We start from the raw sequence: 15,987 nt of genomic DNA, 5'->3' as shown, positions 1-15,987 counted from the left end.
GATATTGCACAGGGTAAAGAAAGCGCCGCGGCTGCCGTTTACGGGGGATGAATCCCGAAAGCGGCAGCAGCATGTCTTTACCCCTCCAGGCCCTGATTACCGACAGTGTGCAAAGCGTTATCCGGCGCACTTATCCGCAGCGCTATTCGGCCCTGTGCCATGCGCATGCGATCGTCGGCGCGAATCTGATCAGCATCGTGTTCAACCGCGTCTACCGGCCGGTGGCGGGCTTTGCCATCATCGATTGCGGCGGCGGCCAGCACATCCACCTGCGCGACAACCAGGCCTTTGCCAACGAGGCCGGCGGCGCCTACCACTGCTGGATCGAATCGGTCGACGAGACGGTCGGCGAGCGCGAAGTGATCGACCTGACCGTACGCAATAACCGCGAATACGCCGAGGCCCAGGGCGTGCGCTGGCTGCGCGAGGATCCGCCCACCTATCTGTGGGGCCACTGGAGCCAGACCGTGCTGGCCTGTGACGCCGAGCATCTGCCGCACCGCTTCCCGCCCGGCATGACCTGGCTGCGCGAAACGGATGCCGGCTGGACCTTCATCACGCGCCATCTGCACGAGAACATGAACGCCTACGTGAGCCTGACCGCCGCTGCGATCCAGGCCCTGCAGGCGCGCCTGCCGCGCGGTTCGCAGCTGCTGGCCCCGCTGATCGCGCCTAGTTCAGATTCGGCGCCAGCCAGCGCTCCAGTTCTTGTTGGCTGAGACCGCGCCGGGCCGCATGGTCGGCCAACTGGTCGGCGCCGATTTTCCCCACCACAAAATACTTGGCCTCGGGATGGGCGAAGTAGAAACCTGACACCGAAGCGCCCGGGAACATCGCCAGCGACTCGGTCAGGCCCATGCCGATCTCCTCGGCCTGCAGCACCTGGAACACCTCGCGTTTGACGCTGTGCTCGGGGCAGGCCGGATAGCCGGGCGCCGGGCGGATGCCGCGGTAGCGTTCGGCGATCAGGTCCTCATTGCTGAGCTTCTCGTCGGCCGCATAGCCCCACAGATCGGTGCGCACGCGCTCGTGCAGGTATTCGGCGAAGGCTTCGGCCAGGCGGTCGGCCAGGGCCTTGAGCATGATCGACGAATAGTCGTCGTGCGCGTCCTCGAAGGCCTTCTCGTGTTTCTCGATGCCGAGGCCGGCGGTCACGGCGAACATGCCCAGATAGTCCTTCACGCCCGAGTCCTTGGGCGCGATGAAATCGGCCAGGCACTGGTTGGGGCGCTGGACGCCGTCGATCACCGGCTTCACGCCCTGCTGGCGCAGGCCGTAGTAGGTGAAGGCGACCTGGCTGCGGCTGTCGTCGGTGTAGACCTCGATATCGTCGTCGTTGACGCTGTTGGCCGGCAGCAGGGCGATGGCGCCATTGGCCGTCAGCCAGCGGCCGTCGATGACTTTCTTCAGCAGGGCCTGGCCTTCTTCGAACACTTTGCGCGCGGCCTCGCCGACCACCGGGTCCTGCAGGATGGCCGGGTAGGGGCCGGCCAGGTCCCAGGTCTGGAAGAACGGGCCCCAGTCGATGTAGCGCGCCAGCGTGCCCAGGTCGACATTGTGGAACACGCGCCGGCCGATGAACTTCGGCTTGAGCGGCGCGAAGTCGAGGCGCGCCTTGTTGGCGCGCGCGTCGGCCAGGCTGATCATGGGCGTGGCCTTCTTGTTGGCATGCTGCTCGCGGATGCGCGCGTAGTCGGCCTCGAGTTCGCTCACATAGTGTTCGCGCTGGCCCGGCGTCAGCAGGCTCTGCGCCACCGAGACCGAGCGCGAGGCGTCCGGCACATACACGACCGGGCCCGAGTAATGGGGGGCGATCTTGACGGCCGTGTGGGCGCGGCTGGTGGTGGCGCCGCCGATCAGCAGCGGAATCTTGGCGGTGCGGAAGTGCGGGTCGCGCTCCATCTCCTTGGCCACGTAGGCCATCTCCTCGAGCGAAGGCGTGATCAGGCCCGACAGACCGATCATGTCGGCGTTCTCGAGCTTGGCCTTGGCCAGGATTTCGGAGCAGGGCACCATCACGCCCATGTTCACGACCTCGAAGTTATTGCACTGCAGGACCACCGAGACGATGTTCTTGCCGATGTCGTGCACATCGCCCTTGACGGTGGCGATCACGATCTTGCCCTTGGGCTTGGCGACGATGCCGGTGCGGCGCTCCTCGGCCTGCTTTTCCTCTTCGATATACGGCACCAGATGGGCCACGGCCTGCTTCATCACGCGTGCCGATTTCACCACCTGGGGCAGGAACATCTTGCCCTGGCCGAACAGGTCGCCGACCACATTCATGCCGTCCATCAGCGGGCCTTCGATCACATGGATCGGGCGCCCGCCGCTGGCCATGGCCTGCTGGCGCGCTTCCTCGGTGTCCTCGACGATCCATTGGGTGATGCCGTGCACCAGCGCATGCGCGAGGCGCTGCTGCACAGGCTGCTCGCGCCAGGCCAGATTCTGTTCCTGCTTGGCGCCGCCGGCCTTGAGGGTGGCGGCGAAGTCGATCATGCGCTCGGTGGCGTCGGGGCGGCGGTTCAGCACCACGTCCTCGACGCGCTCGCGCAGCTCAGGGTCGAGCTCGTCGTAGACGCCGATCATGCCGGCGTTGACGATGCCCATGGTCATGCCGGCCTGGATCGCGTGGTAGAGGAAGACCGTGTGGATGGCCTCGCGCGCCGGGTCGTTACCGCGGAACGAGAAGGACACGTTCGACACCCCGCCCGAGATGTGGGCATGGGGCAGGTTAGCGCGGATCCAGCGCGTGGCCTCGATGAAGTCGACCGCGTAGTGATTGTGCTCCTCGATGCCGGTGGCGATCGCGAAGATGTTCGGGTCGAAGATGATGTCTTCGGGCGGGAAGCCGACCTGTTCGGTCAGCACCTTGTAGGCGCGTGCGCAGATCTCGGTCTTGCGCGCAAAGCTGTCGGCCTGGCCCTGCTCGTCGAAGGCCATGACGATCACGGCCGCGCCGTAGCGGCGGCACAGGCGCGCCTGGCGCAGGAATTCGGCCTCGCCTTCCTTCAGCGAAATCGAGTTGACGATGGCCTTGCCCTGCACGCATTTGAGGCCGGCCTCGATCACGCTCCATTTCGAGGAGTCGATCATCAGCGGCACGCGCGCGATGTCGGGCTCGGAGGCGATCAGATTCAGGAAGCGCGTCATCGCCGCCACCGAATCGAGCATGGCCTCGTCCATATTGATGTCGATCACCTGGGCGCCGTTCTCGACCTGCTGGCGCGCCACGGCCAGGGCCTCGTCGTACTGCTCGTTGAGGATCAGGCGGGCGAAGGCCTTGGAGCCGGTCACATTGGTGCGCTCGCCGACGTTGACGAACAGCGAGGCCTCGTCGATCGTGAACGGCTCCAGGCCGGACAGGCGCAGGGCCACCGGAATCTGGGGCGGGCGGCGCGGCGCCAGCGGCGCCAGCGTCTTGCTGATGGCGGCGATGTGCTCGGGCGTGGTGCCGCAGCAGCCGCCGGCCATATTGATGAAGCCGGCCTGGGCAAATTCCTGCAGCAGGGCGGCGGTGTCGGCCGGCAGCTCGTCAAAGCCGGTCTCGCTCATCGGATTGGGCAGGCCCGCGTTCGGGTAGATGCAGACGAAGGTGTCGGCGATTTTCGACAGCTCCTCCGCATACGGGCGCATCAGGGCGGCGCCGAGCGCGCAGTTGAGGCCGATGGTCAGGGGGCGCGCGTGGCGCACCGAGTGCCAGAAGGCGGCCACGGTCTGGCCCGACAGGATGCGGCCCGAGGCGTCGGTGACGGTGCCGGAGATCATCAGTGGCAGGCGCACCTGTTCGGGGTGTTCGTCGAAATACTGGTCGATCGCGAACAGCGCCGCCTTGCAGTTGAGCGTGTCGAAAATCGTCTCGACCAGCAGCACGTCGGCGCCGCCGTCGACCAGGCCGCGCACCTGCTCGTGATAGGCCGCCACCAGCTGGTCGAACGTGATGTTGCGCGCGCCCGGATCGTTGACGTCGGGCGAAATCGAGGCCGTCTTCGGCGTCGGGCCGAGGGCGCCGGCCACGAAGCGCGGCTTGTCCGGCGTGCTGTACTTGGCGCAGGCCTGCTTGGCCAGGCGCGCCGCCGCCACGTTCATTTCATAGGCCAGGTCGGCCATGTGGTAGTCGTCCTGGGCAACGCTGGTGGCGCCGAAGGTATTCGTCTCGATCAGGTCGGCGCCGGCGGCCAGGTAGCGCTCGTGGATGGCCAGGATCACGTCCGGACGCGTCAGCGTCAGCAGTTCGTTATTGCCCTTGACGAAGAGTTCGCGCACGGCCGTGCCGGCCGGCGGGGCGAAATCCTTGAAACGTTCACCCCGATAATCGGCCTCGTCCAGCTTGTACTGCTGGATCGTGGTCCCCATGGCGCCGTCCAGAATCAGGATGCGTTGGGCCATCAGGTCGCGCAGGCGGGCTTCGGTCGGGGAATACGTCATCGGGGGCTTTCAGAAGATTGAGGCAGATCGAAAATTATACGGGAAAGCCTGGACTTTCCCCGGCGGCGCTGGAAATGTGCCATGTAACAGCGTTGCTGCATGGCAATGCTGTATTGATACATGCCGATACAAAACTACCCCGTATTTGCAATCTTATTGATACATGGTTTGGCGACAATAACCTGGTCGCTGCCCCCATCGGGAGTTCAGATGAAAGCGCAACTGGTTTATCTGCTGATCGCCACCTATACCGTCGTCGCGGCGGCCTGGCTGGTGTTTGTCCAGATGAGCGGTGTGCGCTGAGCGGCAGCTTTCTTAATTTGTAAAGGTGACACCATGCATACCCAGATCGACTCGAACCGTATCGAACCCGCGACCGGCGTGCGCGCACGCAGCAACAGCCGGCATGGCCAGGCCACGCCGGTCAAGCAGATCGTCACGATCCGTCTCGATACCGATATGCTGGCCTGGTTCAAGGCCGAGGGTCCGGGCTACCAGACCCGCATCAACCAGGTGCTGCGTGAATACATGGAAAACAATCCGCGTATCGCCACCGCCCCGGTCCAGGACCCGTCCGCCAGCGCCTGAGCGCTTACACTTTTTGCACAATTCACGTCTGTATTCCGGCTAGGATGGTGAGATCGGCGGGCGAGGTCCCGCTGGCCCCCTCACCCTCCTGGAAGGAAGCATCATGAAACTTGTGCTGATCAGCGCTGTGCTGGCCCTGCTGTCCGGCTGCGCGGCGATGGAACCGATTGATCTGTATGTGCCGGTGGCCAACGCCGGTCCCGTCAAGAATCTCGACCGCAGCCGCTACACGATGACGGGCAGCCGCATCCCCGGGATCGCCGGCGACCGCATGCTGACCACGATGAAGGCACGCGACATCCTGGACGGCAACAAAACCAGCCCGGAACTCTCGCGCAACTGACACGCTGGGTGTAGGATAGCGGGATGTCCCGGCTGCGGCCGGTGTGTGGATGATGATGACTGTGATTGGATAGTCCCATGAAGACACTGATGATCCCGGCAGTGCTGGCCCTGGCCATGCTGAGCGGCTGCGCCGCGATGGAACCGATCGACCTGTATGTGCCGGTGGCAAATGCCGCCCCGGTCAAGAATCTCGACCGTTCGCGCTACACGATGACCGGCAGCCGCATTCCCGGCGTGGCCGGTGACCGCATGCTGACCACGATGAAGGCGCGCGAGCTGCTCGACACGGCCCGTTCGAATCCCGAAATCTCGCACTGAGGCCCGCGCGGGCCACAAAAAAAGGCGGCCGCGGCCGCCTTTTTTTTATGCGCCGAAGCGGCGCTCTTCGAGCGTGAAGCCCTTGAGAAATTCGGCGGCCGGCAGACGCTTGCCGCCCGGCTTCTGCAGGCAGTGCAGGCGCAGTGTGCCCTGGCCGCAGGCGACGATGATGCCGTGCTGCGGGTCGGCCGCGATCACAGTGCCGGGCGCGCATGGGCTGTCGGCTGCCAGCGCCTCGGCTTCCCAGATCTTGATGGTGCTGCCCTCGACGCTGGCATGGGCGCCGGGGAAGGGATTGAAGGCGCGGATCTGGCGGCTCAGCAGCTCGGCCGGGCGGCTGAAGTCGAGCGCCGCCTCGTCCTTGCTGATCTTGGCCGCATAGGTCACGCCCTCGGCCGGCTGGGGCATGGCCTCGAGCGGGCCGGCCTGCAGCTTGCGCAGTGTGGCCACGATCATCCGCGCACCGAGCGCGGCCAGCTTGTCGTGCAGGCTGGCCGTGCTGTCCTGGGGCGTGATCGGCAGGCGCTCGATCATCAGCATCGGCCCGGTATCGAGGCCTTCCTCCATTTGCATGATGGTGACCCCGGTGTCGGCGTCGCCGGCTTCGATCGCGCGCTGGATCGGCGCCGCCCCGCGCCAGCGCGGCAGCAGCGAGCCGTGGATATTGATGCAGGGGCGAAGGTCGAGCGTCGAGCGCGGCAGGATCAGGCCGTAGGCGGCCACCACCATCACATCGTAGTCGGTCGCCTGCAGGGCCGCATGGGCTGCGGCGGCCTCGGCCGCGCGCTGGGCATCGGTACTGTCCAGGCGCAGCGAGAGCGGCTGCAGCACGCGCAGGCCATGGGCCAGGGCCAGCTGCTTGACGGCCGAGGCATGCAGCTGCAGGCCGCGCCCGGCCGGGCGGTCGGGCTGGGTCAGCACGAGCGGGACCTCGAACCCGGCCTCGAGAATGGCACGCAGCGCGCAGGCCGCGAATTCCGGCGTTCCGGCAAAAACGACTTTCATAGGCCTCCCGGCAAGAGCAGGTTTAGCGGCGGGCGGCGGCGCGGGCCGAGGCCTCGCGTTCCAGACCGCGTTCTTCTTTGAGCAGCTTTTGCTTGATGCGGTTGCGTTTCAGCGGGGACAGGTATTCGACGAAGACCTTGCCCATCAGGTGATCCATTTCGTGCTGGATGCAGACGGCCAGCAGGCCGTCGCAGTCGATCTCGAAAAACGCGCCGTGCACGTCCTGGGCGCGCACCCGCACCTGGGTCGGGCGCTCGACGCCGTCGTAGATGCCGGGCACCGACAGGCAGCCTTCCTCGTACACGGCCTTGTCTGCGCTGGCCCACAGGATCTCGGGATTGATGAAGACCTGCAGCTGGTCATTGGTTTCCGAGGTGTCGATGACGATCACGCGTTCGTGCACGTCGACCTGGGTGGCGGCCAGGCCGATGCCGGGCGCCTTGTACATGGTTTCGGCCATGTCCGCGACCAGGCGCGGCAGGCGCTCGTCGAACACGGTGACGGGCTTGGCCACCTTGTGCAGGCGGGGGTCGGGATAGCGGAGGATCTTCAGTATTGCCATAGATGCTAGGGGAGATTGCCGAATTCCTTGCAGTTTCAAGGATTTATGTGCAGAATTTGAACCACTTCGGCAAGCGTTTTAACGGACAAGCCAATGAAAAATTCTAGCACATGCGGCTACCGCTTCGTCGCGGCAGCCTGTCTGATCGCCGCCGCGGTCCGTCCCGCGCTCGCCGCCGACTGCACGATTCTGCCCGCCGCCCCCGACCAGTACCAGGTCGTCAAGGGCGATACGCTGTGGGATATCTCGACCAAATTCCTGGCCACGCCCTGGTGCTGGCCCGAGGTGTGGGGCATGAACAAGGACGAGATCAAGAACCCGCACTGGATCTATCCGGGCCAGACCATCTATCTCGACCGCGAGCACAAGCGCCTGTCGCTGAACAAGCCGGGCAGCGCCGACGGCACGCTCGGCGCCGACGGCCTGAAGACCTTTAAACTCTCGCCCCAGCTGCGCACCGAGGGCCTCGGGCGCGACGCCGTCGCGGCGATCCCGACCGGGGTGATCGAACCCTTCCTGTCGCAGCCGCAGATTGTCGAAGACGAGGACATGAAAGCGGCCCCGCGCATCGCTGCCACCCAGGAGGGCCACCTCTACCTGGGCAAGGACGACAAGGCCTTCGTCAAGGGCGATCTGAAGGGCGGGACCTCGTTCCAGGTGTATCGCCCGGGCAAGCCGCTGGTCGACCCCGTCACGCGCCAGGTGGTGGCGCACGAAGCCTTCTACCTGGGCACCGTGAAACTGGTGCAGGAAGCCAAGGGCAAGGCCGACGTGCACACCTTCAGCGTGGCCTCGAGCAAACAGGAAATGGGCGTGGGCGACCTGCTGGTGCCGGCCCCGCCCACGCCGATGCGCAACTATGTGCCGCACCAGCCCGAGCGCCAGGTCGAGGCGCGCGTGCTCGGCATCTACGGCGGCATGGACGCCGGCGCCCAGAACGCCGTCGTCAGCCTCAATCGCGGCGCACTTGATGGACTCGACATCGGCGCCGTGCTGCAGCTTTACCATGCGGGCAAGGCGGTTCCCGATGGTGGCGGCGATAAAGGCTGGTTCAACCTCGGTTCGCCCAAGGTCCACCTGCCCGACGAGGAATACGGCCGCGTGTTTATTTTCCGGGTGTTCAAGAAGGTGTCGTATGGCCTGGTGATGCAGGTGCGCGCACCGGTGCAGGTGGGAGACGCAGCGCGCTCTCCTGAATAAGAGGTGACGCCGTGCCCGCCACGGTTCCCCCCAGTCCCTGTCGCAGCCGCGCCGCCCTGGCGGCCTGGCTGCGCCTGTCCGAGGCCGAGCACATCGGCCGCACCAGCGCCGCCCGTCTGCTGCGCGCCGTGCCCGATCCCGAAGTCCTGCTGCAGCTGCCGCCGGCGCGCCTGATCGATATCCTCGAAGCCGGCGGGGCCGAGCCGAACGCGACCCTGCGCGGCGCGCTGGCCGCCTGGCAGCGTCAGGCGCGGCCCGAACTCGCGGCGCGCGTGGCGGCCCTGGCCGCCTGGAGCGCCGAGCCCGGGCATACCCTGCTGACCCTGAGCGACCCCGCCTACCCGGCGCGCCTGCGTGCGCTGCCCGACCCGCCGCTGCTGCTCTACCTGCACGGCGCGCCGGCCCTGCTGGCGCAGCGCGCCGTCGCCATCGTCGGCAGCCGGCGCGCCAGCGCGGGCGGCATGGCCACCGCCCAGCGCATCGCGGCCGAGCTGGCCGAGGCCGGGCTGTGCATCGTCTCCGGCCTGGCCCAGGGCATCGACGGCGCGGCCCACCGCGGCGCCCTGGCGGCCGGCGGCGCCACCGTCGCCGTGCTCGGCACCGGCATCGACCGCTGCTATCCGGCGCGCCACCACGGCCTGATGGGCGCGATTGCGGGCGCCGGCTGTCTGGTTAGTGAGTACCCACTCGGAACCGGTCCCCAGGGCCTCAACTTCCCCCAGCGCAACCGGGTGATCAGCGTGCTGGCCGACGCCGTGCTGGTGGTCGAGGCGGCGGCCCGTTCCGGCAGCCTGATCACGGCCGAGCTCGCGCTCGAGCAGGGGCGCGAGGTGCTGGCCGTGCCGGGCGCCATCCAGTCGCCGCTGGCGGCCGGCTGCCACCGTCTGATCAAGCAGGGCGCCGCCCTGGCCGAGGGGGCGCAGGACGTGCTGGACGCGCTCGGCATGAGCGGCGCGCGCGCGGCCCGCCCCGCGCCCACGCCGTCCGGCCTGCGCCTGGACGGGCGCAGCCGCCAGCTGCTGGACGCCCTCGGCGCGGCGGCGGCCCCGGCCGAGCTGCTGGCCGAGGCGCTCGGCTGGCCCCTGGGCGAGGTCCAGGCGCGCCTGCTGGCCCTGGAGCTGGCGGAAATAATCGAACGCCAGCCCGGTGGATTATTCCAATTGTTGAAAGATTCGTAAGCACTTGTCGCACCTCAAGAAAGGCTGTTAAAGTAGGGCCATGTTCGATGTCCTGGTTTATTTGTACGAGACGTATTTCCGCCCGGATGCCTGCCCAGAGCCGGCCGCCCTGGCGCGCAAGCTCTCCGCCGTCGGCTTCGATGAGCTCGAAATTTCTCAGGCATTGATCTGGCTGACCGACTTGACCGCCGCCGCCGGCGCCGAGTCGAACAGCGCCACTGCCCAGTCGACCGGCACCCGCTTTTACGTTGCGCAGGAAGTCGACGCCCTCGGCCAGCCGGCCCTGGGATTCATCCAGTTCCTCGAGAGCGCCGGCGTGCTCAGCCCCGCCCAGCGCGAGATCGTCATCGAGCGCGCGCTGGCCCTGGGCGACTCCCCGGTCGGCCTCGGCAAGCTGAAGATCATCGTGCTGATGCTGCTGTGGAGCCAGGGCACCGAACCCGACGCCCTGATGTTCGACGATCTGTTCAGCGGCGACGAAGAAGCGGCCCCGCGTCAACTGCATTAAGCCCGGCGTGCTGCGCCAGGCCGCGTTTCCAGCCAGCGTGACCGATGGCGCGCTACTTGCACACTGTTGCGAGTCCCGCTTATCATTGGCCGCTCGATTTCAGACCGTTATCTATTCGTTATGACCAAAGCCCTCATCATTGCCGAAAAGCCCTCCGTGGCGAATGACATCGCCAAGGCGCTCGGCGGCTTTGTCAAACATGACGAATATTTCGAGTCGGACGAGTTCGTGCTGTCCTCGGCCGTCGGCCACCTGCTCGAGATCGCCGTGCCCGAGGAATACGAGGTCAAGCGCGGCAAATGGACCTTCACCCATCTGCCGGTGATTCCGCCTTACTTCGCGCTCAACCCGATCGCCAAGACCGAGTCGCGCCTCAAGGTGCTGAACAAGCTGATCAAGCGCAAGGACGTCGGCATGCTGATCAATGCATGTGACGCGGGCCGCGAAGGGGAGCTGATCTTCCGCCTGATCGCCCAGAACGCCAAGGCCAAGCAGCCGGTCAAGCGCCTGTGGCTGCAGTCGATGACGCCGAACGCGATCCGCGAAGGCTTCGCCCATCTGCGCAGCGACGACGAGATGCTGCCGCTGGCCGATGCGGCGCGCTGCCGGTCCGAGGCCGACTGGCTGATCGGCATTAACGGCACCCGCGCGATGACCGCCTTCAACTCGAAGGAGGGCGGCTTCTACCTGACCACGGTCGGGCGCGTGCAGACCCCGACCCTGTCGATCGTGGTCGAGCGCGAAGAGAAGATCAAAAAATTCGTGGCGCGCGACTTCTGGGAAGTGAAGGCCGAATTCGTCTGCGCGAATGGCATCTACGAAGGGCGCTGGTTCGACGACAAGTTCAAGAAGGACGAGAACGATCCCGAGAAGCGCGCCGAGCGCCTGTGGAGCAAGGCGGCGGCCGAGACCATCGTGCTGGCCTGCAAAGGCCGCCAGGGCAGCGTGAGCGAGGAGTCCAAGCCGACCAGTTCGCTGTCGCCGGCCCTGTTCGATCTGACCAGCCTGCAGCGCGAGGCCAACTCGCGCTTCGGTTTCTCGGCCAAGAACACGCTCGGCCTGGCCCAGGCCCTGTACGAAAAGCACAAGGTGCTGACCTATCCGCGTACCGATTCGCGCGCCCTGCCGGAAGACTATATCGGCACCGTCAAGGACGTGCTCAGCGTGCTGCAGGAGAACCACAACTACCACCAGTTCGCCAAGCAGATCCTCGACAAGGGCTGGGTCAAGCCGAACAAACGCATCTTCGACAACACCAAGATCAGCGACCACTTCGCGATCGTGCCGACCGGCGTGGTGCCCAAGAATCTGAGCGAGCCCGAGCAGAAGCTCTACGACCTCGTCACGCGCCGCTTCATGGCCGTGTTCTTCCCGCCGGCTGAATTCCAGGTGACCACCCGCTACACCGAGGTGTCAGGCCACCAGTTCAAGTCCGAAGGCAAGGTGATGACCCAGGCCGGCTGGATGGCCATCTACGGCAAGGAAGCCGTGGACGACAAGGAAGGCGGCGGCGCCACGCTGGTGGCCGTGGCCAAGGGCGAGAAAGTGCAGACCGAGAAGGTGACGGCCAATTGCCTGGTGACCAAGCCGCCCGCGCGCTACACCGAAGCGACGCTGCTGTCGGCGATGGAAGGCGCGGGCAAGCTGGTCGAGGACGACGAGCTGCGCGACGCCATGGCCGGCAAGGGCCTGGGCACGCCGGCCACGCGCGCGGCCATCATCGAAGGTCTGCTGACCGAGAAATACCTGCTGCGCGAAGGGCGCGAGCTGATTCCGACCGCCAAGGCCTTCCAGCTGATGACCCTGCTGCGCGGCCTCGGCGTCGACGAACTGACGGCGCCCGAGCTGACCGGCGAATGGGAGCACAAGCTCGCGCAGATGGAGCGCGGCAAGATTTCGCGCGAAGAGTTCATGCGCGAGATTGCGCAGATGACCCAGATCATCGTCAAGCGCGCCAAGGAATACGACAACGACACCATCCCGGGCGACTATGCGACCCTGAAGACCCCGTGTCCGCACTGCGGCGGCGTGGTCAAGGAAAACTACCGCCGCTTCGCCTGCAGCAACTGCGAATTCTCGATGACCAAGGTGCCTGGCGGGCGCCAGTTCGAGATCGCGGAAGTCGAAGAGCTGCTGAAGAACAAGACCATCGGTCCGCTGCAGGGTTTCCGTTCGAAGATGGGGCGTCCCTTCGCCGCGATTCTCAACATCGTGTTCGACGAAGAGCTCAAGAACCACAAGCTCGAGTTCGACTTCGGCCAGAGCAAGGAAGACGACGAGGACGCCGAGGCCGTCGACTTCAGCGGGCAGACTGCGCTCGGCCCCTGTCCCAAGTGTGCCGGTCAGGTGTACGAGATGGGTCTGGCCTACGTGTGCGAGCACACGGTGGCCAAGCCCAAGACCTGTGATTTCCGGTCCAGCCGCATCATTCTGCAGCAAGAGATCCTGCCCGAGCAGATGGCCAAGCTGCTCAACGCCGGCAAGACCGACCTGCTGCCGGGTTTCATCTCGCAGCGCACGCGCCGGCCGTTCAAGGCCTTCCTGGTGCGCGGCAAGGACGGCAAGATCGGTTTCGAGTTTGAAGAGCGCAAAGCCAAGGCCCCGGCGAAAGGCAAGACCGCCGCCGCAGCGGCCACGGCCACCGACGAAGGCAGCGCCCCCAAAGCCGCCGCCAAGCCGAAGAAGGCCCCCGCCAAAAAAGCCAAATCATGAACGGGGTCAGGTCCGGCAATCGGACATCGGCGAACTAATTCGCGTAGCTGCTGTCGCGGCGATCGCACGACCTCTCGCGCGACGAAAAGTTCGCACATGTCCGATTGCCGGACCTGACCCCGATTGGTTACTGGAGATCGGTGTTGTCGAAGTAGAGGGTGGCGCGGATGCGGGCGCCGCTGGCGGCTTCGAGGCTGCGCACGTCTGGCTGCAGCAGGCCGTGGCGCGCCAGGCTGAATCGGCTCAGGCCGGCTGGCTTCTCGAGCTGGACCACGTGGATGAAGTCGGGCCGGCTGTCGATCTCTTTGATCAGAAAATTTCCGTAGCGCTGGTAGCTGAGCGGCGCGTCCTGGCTGGCCGCCGCGCTCAACGGGCGCTGCTGCAAAATCTCGTCGATCACCACGGTGGCGCTGTGCCAGCGCACACTGCCGCCGCGCGCCGGATGGCCGCTCAGCACGCGCGCGCTCAGGCGTTCCCCGGGCGCCAGGCGCTCGGGCAGGACAGCCTGCCCTTCCAGCGTCCAGACGGCGGCGCTGCCCGCCAGTTGGGCACGCAGGGCCTGGTCGATGCTGGCTTCGTCGAGGTGGATGCGGCATAGCAGCTGCTGGGCCTGCCCGTTGCGGTAGCTGGGCAGCAGATAGGCGTACAGCGCGCCTGGCCCGCCGAACAGCAGGAACACGGGCGCGCTGCGCGCCTGGGCCTTCACCAGCTGGGGCAGGCTAAGCAGGCTGAGCAGTAGCAGGCGGCGCCGCATCGCTGCCTCAGAACATGCCGCCGCCGAAGCCGCCGCCCATCCAGGCCAGCTGGGCCACGCCGAGCAGGCGCTCGAATTCCATCAGCCGGTAGCTGCGCGTCACACCATCCTGGCGCGCGCTCAGCATTTTGATGAGGTCGCCGCCGGCGAAGTTGAAGCTGTGCGCGGCGATCAGGTGGCCGGGCAGCAGGGCCACCACTTCTTCGACCGCCACGCCGACCGGCTTGGCCGTCCCGCGCAGCACCATCAGGCGGCCGGCGCCGCGCGCGGGGCCGCGCAGATCGATCAGCGGCAGGGTCTGGCCGCGCCATTCGCAGCTGGCGCCGATCTGGCCGTAGGCGACCTCGCTTTCCTGCAGCAGCGGCGGCAGCGGGGCGATCGCTTCGAGCTTCTCGAGCGGGGCGGCCCAGTCGCCGTCGGCGCGGAACACGACGTGGGCGACGTGGGCGCTGGCGCTGGCGCGCGCGGTGTGCGGCTTGGCTTCGGCCAGCGCGCTGCTCGGGCAGGCGCCGAGCACGCCCGCGCTTTCGAGCAGCTGGACATGCTCGCCGCTGTCGAGCAGGAAGGCGCCGGCCGCCAGTTCGGGGTCCTGCGGGCCGCGCGCCTGCAGCCGGTCGGCGCGCAGGCGGCGCACGGCGATCACTTCATCGATGGGGATGCCGGCCGCCTGCTGCGCGCGGTCGAGCACCAGCAGCAGGCGCCCGGCGCGTCCGGCCACGCCGTCCAGGCCGGGGTCGAGGTGGGCCAGGTCGAGCACGGGCAGATCGCGCTGGCGCCAGCGCGCCATGCCGAGCACGTGGCTCTGGAACCAGAACAGGGCCGGCAGCTCGGGCATCGGCAGCACCTGGCCGACATCGGTGGCGGCGATGGCCAGCAGGCGGCTGCCGCTGCGCACGATCGCATACGGGGCCTCGTCCACGCGCGTGCGCGCGCTCGTGGTGGCCGCGCTCCGGCCGCTGTCGGGCGCCCACACCGGCACCAGGGCCAGCAGCTGGGCGGTGTCGAGCAGGCCGATCGGCGCGGCGTCCGGCTCGGGCGGCGTGGCCACACTGTGGAACAGCTGTTCGCGCGCGCCGCCATGCACGATCTGGGTGACGGCCGCCTCGTCCACGCGCAGGATGCCGTGGATGGCATCGACGGCCAGGCCGACGCAGTGGGCGCCGTCGCTGACCAGCAGCACGCGGCGCGGCGTGCTCGTGCTCGGCAGCGGCGGGTCCATCCAGCGGCGCAGGTCGACCACGGGCACCAGCTCGCCCTGGCCGCGTCCGCGGAACACCCCGTCCACACTGCGGTGGGCCTGGGGCAGGGGGCTGATGTCCTGCGGCCGCGTCATGGCGCGCCGCACCTGGCTGGCCGGCAGGGCGAATTGCACGCCGCCGAGTTCGACGCGGGCGTAGTCGAGCAGGGCCATGGCTCAGACGCGGTCGATATTGGCGTCGAGTTCGGCCAGCTGGCGCGCCGCGTCCTGATTGGCGGCGGCCTGCTCCTGGGTGGCGCTGTGGATGTCGCCGACGGCGGCGGCGGTGCTGTCGACGGCGCGCCCGATGCGGTCGAACGCATGCTGGACCTGCTGCGACAGCAGGCCGCCTTCGTTCACCTTCTGCACGGTCTCGCCCATCACCTTGCCGATTTCGCGCGCGGCCTGGGCCGACTTCTCGGCCAGCTTGCGCACCTCGTCGGCCACGACCGAGAAGCCGAGCCCGTGTTCACCGGCGCGCGCCGCCTCGATCGCGGCATTGAAGGCCAGCAGATGGGTCTGGCCGGCGATGTCGGAAATCGTGTCGATGATCGCCTGCACGTCCTTGGCCGAGCGCTGGATCTGCTCGGTGGCGGCGTGGGCCGCCAGCAGCAGCTGCTTGCCGTCGGCCGCTTCAGTCTGGGTCTGCTTGCCGAGTTCGCTCGCGCGTTCGGCAAAGCGGTCGATGCTGGCGCTGGCCGTGGCCATTTCCTCGAGATCGTGGTTGATTGCGCGCACGCGCTCGGCCACCCTGCGTTCGCGCGCGACGTGGGCGCTGATGTCAGTGGCGAACTTGACCACCTTGTAGGGCTTGCCGTTGGCGTCGAGGATCGGGTTGTAGCTGGCCTGCAGCCAGATCTCGGCACCGTGCTTGCCCAGGCGCTTGAAGCGGGCGCTGTGGAACTTGCCTTCGGCCAGGTCGGCCCAGAAATGGCGGTAGGCGGTCGAGGTGACCAGATCGGCCTCGCAGAACATCGCATGGTGCTTGCCGCGCACCTCCTCGAGCGTATAGCCCATGGTGCGCAGGAAGTTGGCATTGGCAGTTAACACATTGCCGGCCAGATCGAACTCGATGATGGCCTGGGTGCGCTGCAGGGCCTGGATCAGGGCGGCGTCATCACTGGTGGTGGAAGCGGCGTGCGACATGGCGAT

Annotated in this window: 14 protein-coding genes; 8 read left to right on the top strand and 6 right to left on the bottom strand. The window is 67.0% G+C overall.

Annotation, left to right across the window (positions count from 1 at the left end):
* The first annotated feature begins 71 nt into the window (after window positions 1–71).
* Window positions 72–719: a hypothetical protein gene (locus tag LZ005_RS14070; RefSeq protein WP_237808704.1), complete on the top strand. Its 648-nt coding sequence runs from the start codon at window positions 72–74 to the stop codon at window positions 717–719.
* On the opposite strand, the gene metH is transcribed toward LZ005_RS14070, so the two are convergent.
* Window positions 673–4,428: a methionine synthase gene (metH, locus tag LZ005_RS14065; protein ID WP_237808703.1), complete on the bottom strand. Its 3,756-nt coding sequence runs from the start codon at window positions 4,426–4,428 to the stop codon at window positions 673–675. The two genes, LZ005_RS14070 and metH, sit on opposite strands and share 47 nt — an antisense overlap.
* 336 nt (window positions 4,429–4,764) lie before the next feature.
* Here metH and LZ005_RS14060 point away from each other — a divergent pair, with 336 nt between their 5' ends.
* From LZ005_RS14060 to LZ005_RS14050, 3 genes are all read left to right on the top strand, one after another.
* A complete protein-coding gene (locus LZ005_RS14060) occupies window positions 4,765–5,016 on the top strand; it encodes a BrnA antitoxin family protein (RefSeq protein WP_237808702.1) in 252 nt (83 codons plus the stop codon).
* A 103-nt stretch (window positions 5,017–5,119) separates the two neighbouring features.
* Window positions 5,120–5,359, top strand: coding sequence for a hypothetical protein (locus tag LZ005_RS14055; protein WP_237808701.1), 240 nt, complete (start codon window positions 5,120–5,122; stop codon window positions 5,357–5,359).
* 77 nt (window positions 5,360–5,436) lie between these two features.
* Window positions 5,437–5,679, top strand: coding sequence for a hypothetical protein (locus tag LZ005_RS14050; RefSeq protein ID WP_237808700.1), 243 nt, complete (start codon window positions 5,437–5,439; stop codon window positions 5,677–5,679).
* 45 nt (window positions 5,680–5,724) lie between these two features.
* Here the strand turns inward: LZ005_RS14050 and fmt are convergent, their stop codons facing one another.
* Together fmt and def are read right to left on the bottom strand one after the other, a co-directional pair.
* Window positions 5,725–6,684, bottom strand: coding sequence for a methionyl-tRNA formyltransferase (gene fmt / locus LZ005_RS14045; RefSeq protein WP_237808699.1), 960 nt, complete (start codon window positions 6,682–6,684; stop codon window positions 5,725–5,727).
* Window positions 6,685–6,706: 22 nt separating this feature from the next.
* Window positions 6,707–7,246, bottom strand: a complete 540-nt coding sequence (gene def / locus LZ005_RS14040; protein WP_237808698.1) for a peptide deformylase — start codon at window positions 7,244–7,246, stop codon at window positions 6,707–6,709.
* A gap of 93 nt (window positions 7,247–7,339) precedes the next feature.
* Here def and LZ005_RS14035 point away from each other — a divergent pair, with 93 nt between their 5' ends.
* From LZ005_RS14035 to LZ005_RS14020, 4 genes are all read left to right on the top strand, one after another.
* Entirely contained in the window at window positions 7,340–8,446 is a 1,107-nt protein-coding gene (locus tag LZ005_RS14035) for a LysM peptidoglycan-binding domain-containing protein (protein ID WP_237808697.1), read from the top strand.
* An 11-nt stretch (window positions 8,447–8,457) separates the two neighbouring features.
* Entirely contained in the window at window positions 8,458–9,624 is a 1,167-nt protein-coding gene (gene dprA / locus LZ005_RS14030; protein WP_237808696.1) for a DNA-processing protein DprA, read from the top strand.
* Window positions 9,625–9,664: 40 nt separating this feature from the next.
* Window positions 9,665–10,132, top strand: coding sequence for a DUF494 family protein (locus LZ005_RS14025; RefSeq protein ID WP_237808695.1), 468 nt, complete (start codon window positions 9,665–9,667; stop codon window positions 10,130–10,132).
* A gap of 120 nt (window positions 10,133–10,252) precedes the next feature.
* Window positions 10,253–12,844, top strand: a complete 2,592-nt coding sequence (locus LZ005_RS14020) for a DNA topoisomerase III (RefSeq protein ID WP_237808694.1) — start codon at window positions 10,253–10,255, stop codon at window positions 12,842–12,844.
* A 127-nt stretch (window positions 12,845–12,971) separates the two neighbouring features.
* Here the strand turns inward: LZ005_RS14020 and LZ005_RS14015 are convergent, their stop codons facing one another.
* From LZ005_RS14015 to LZ005_RS14005, 3 genes are read right to left on the bottom strand one after another with little or no spacing between them, the layout of a single operon-like run.
* Entirely contained in the window at window positions 12,972–13,598 is a 627-nt protein-coding gene (locus tag LZ005_RS14015) for a hypothetical protein (RefSeq protein ID WP_237808693.1), read from the bottom strand.
* A 7-nt stretch (window positions 13,599–13,605) separates the two neighbouring features.
* Window positions 13,606–15,009: a chemotaxis protein CheW gene (locus tag LZ005_RS14010; RefSeq protein WP_237808692.1), complete on the bottom strand. Its 1,404-nt coding sequence runs from the start codon at window positions 15,007–15,009 to the stop codon at window positions 13,606–13,608.
* 3 nt (window positions 15,010–15,012) lie between these two features.
* A complete protein-coding gene (locus LZ005_RS14005; RefSeq protein WP_237808691.1) occupies window positions 15,013–15,981 on the bottom strand; it encodes a methyl-accepting chemotaxis protein in 969 nt (322 codons plus the stop codon).
* Window positions 15,982–15,987: the final 6 nt, after the last annotated feature.

Origin of the sequence: Massilia sp. TS11 (assembly GCF_022012445.1) — a bacterium.
Lineage (GTDB): Bacteria > Pseudomonadota > Gammaproteobacteria > Burkholderiales > Burkholderiaceae_D > Telluria.
Note: the sequence above shows the minus strand (reverse complement) of the source record. Positions and strands in the feature narration are given on the sequence as shown.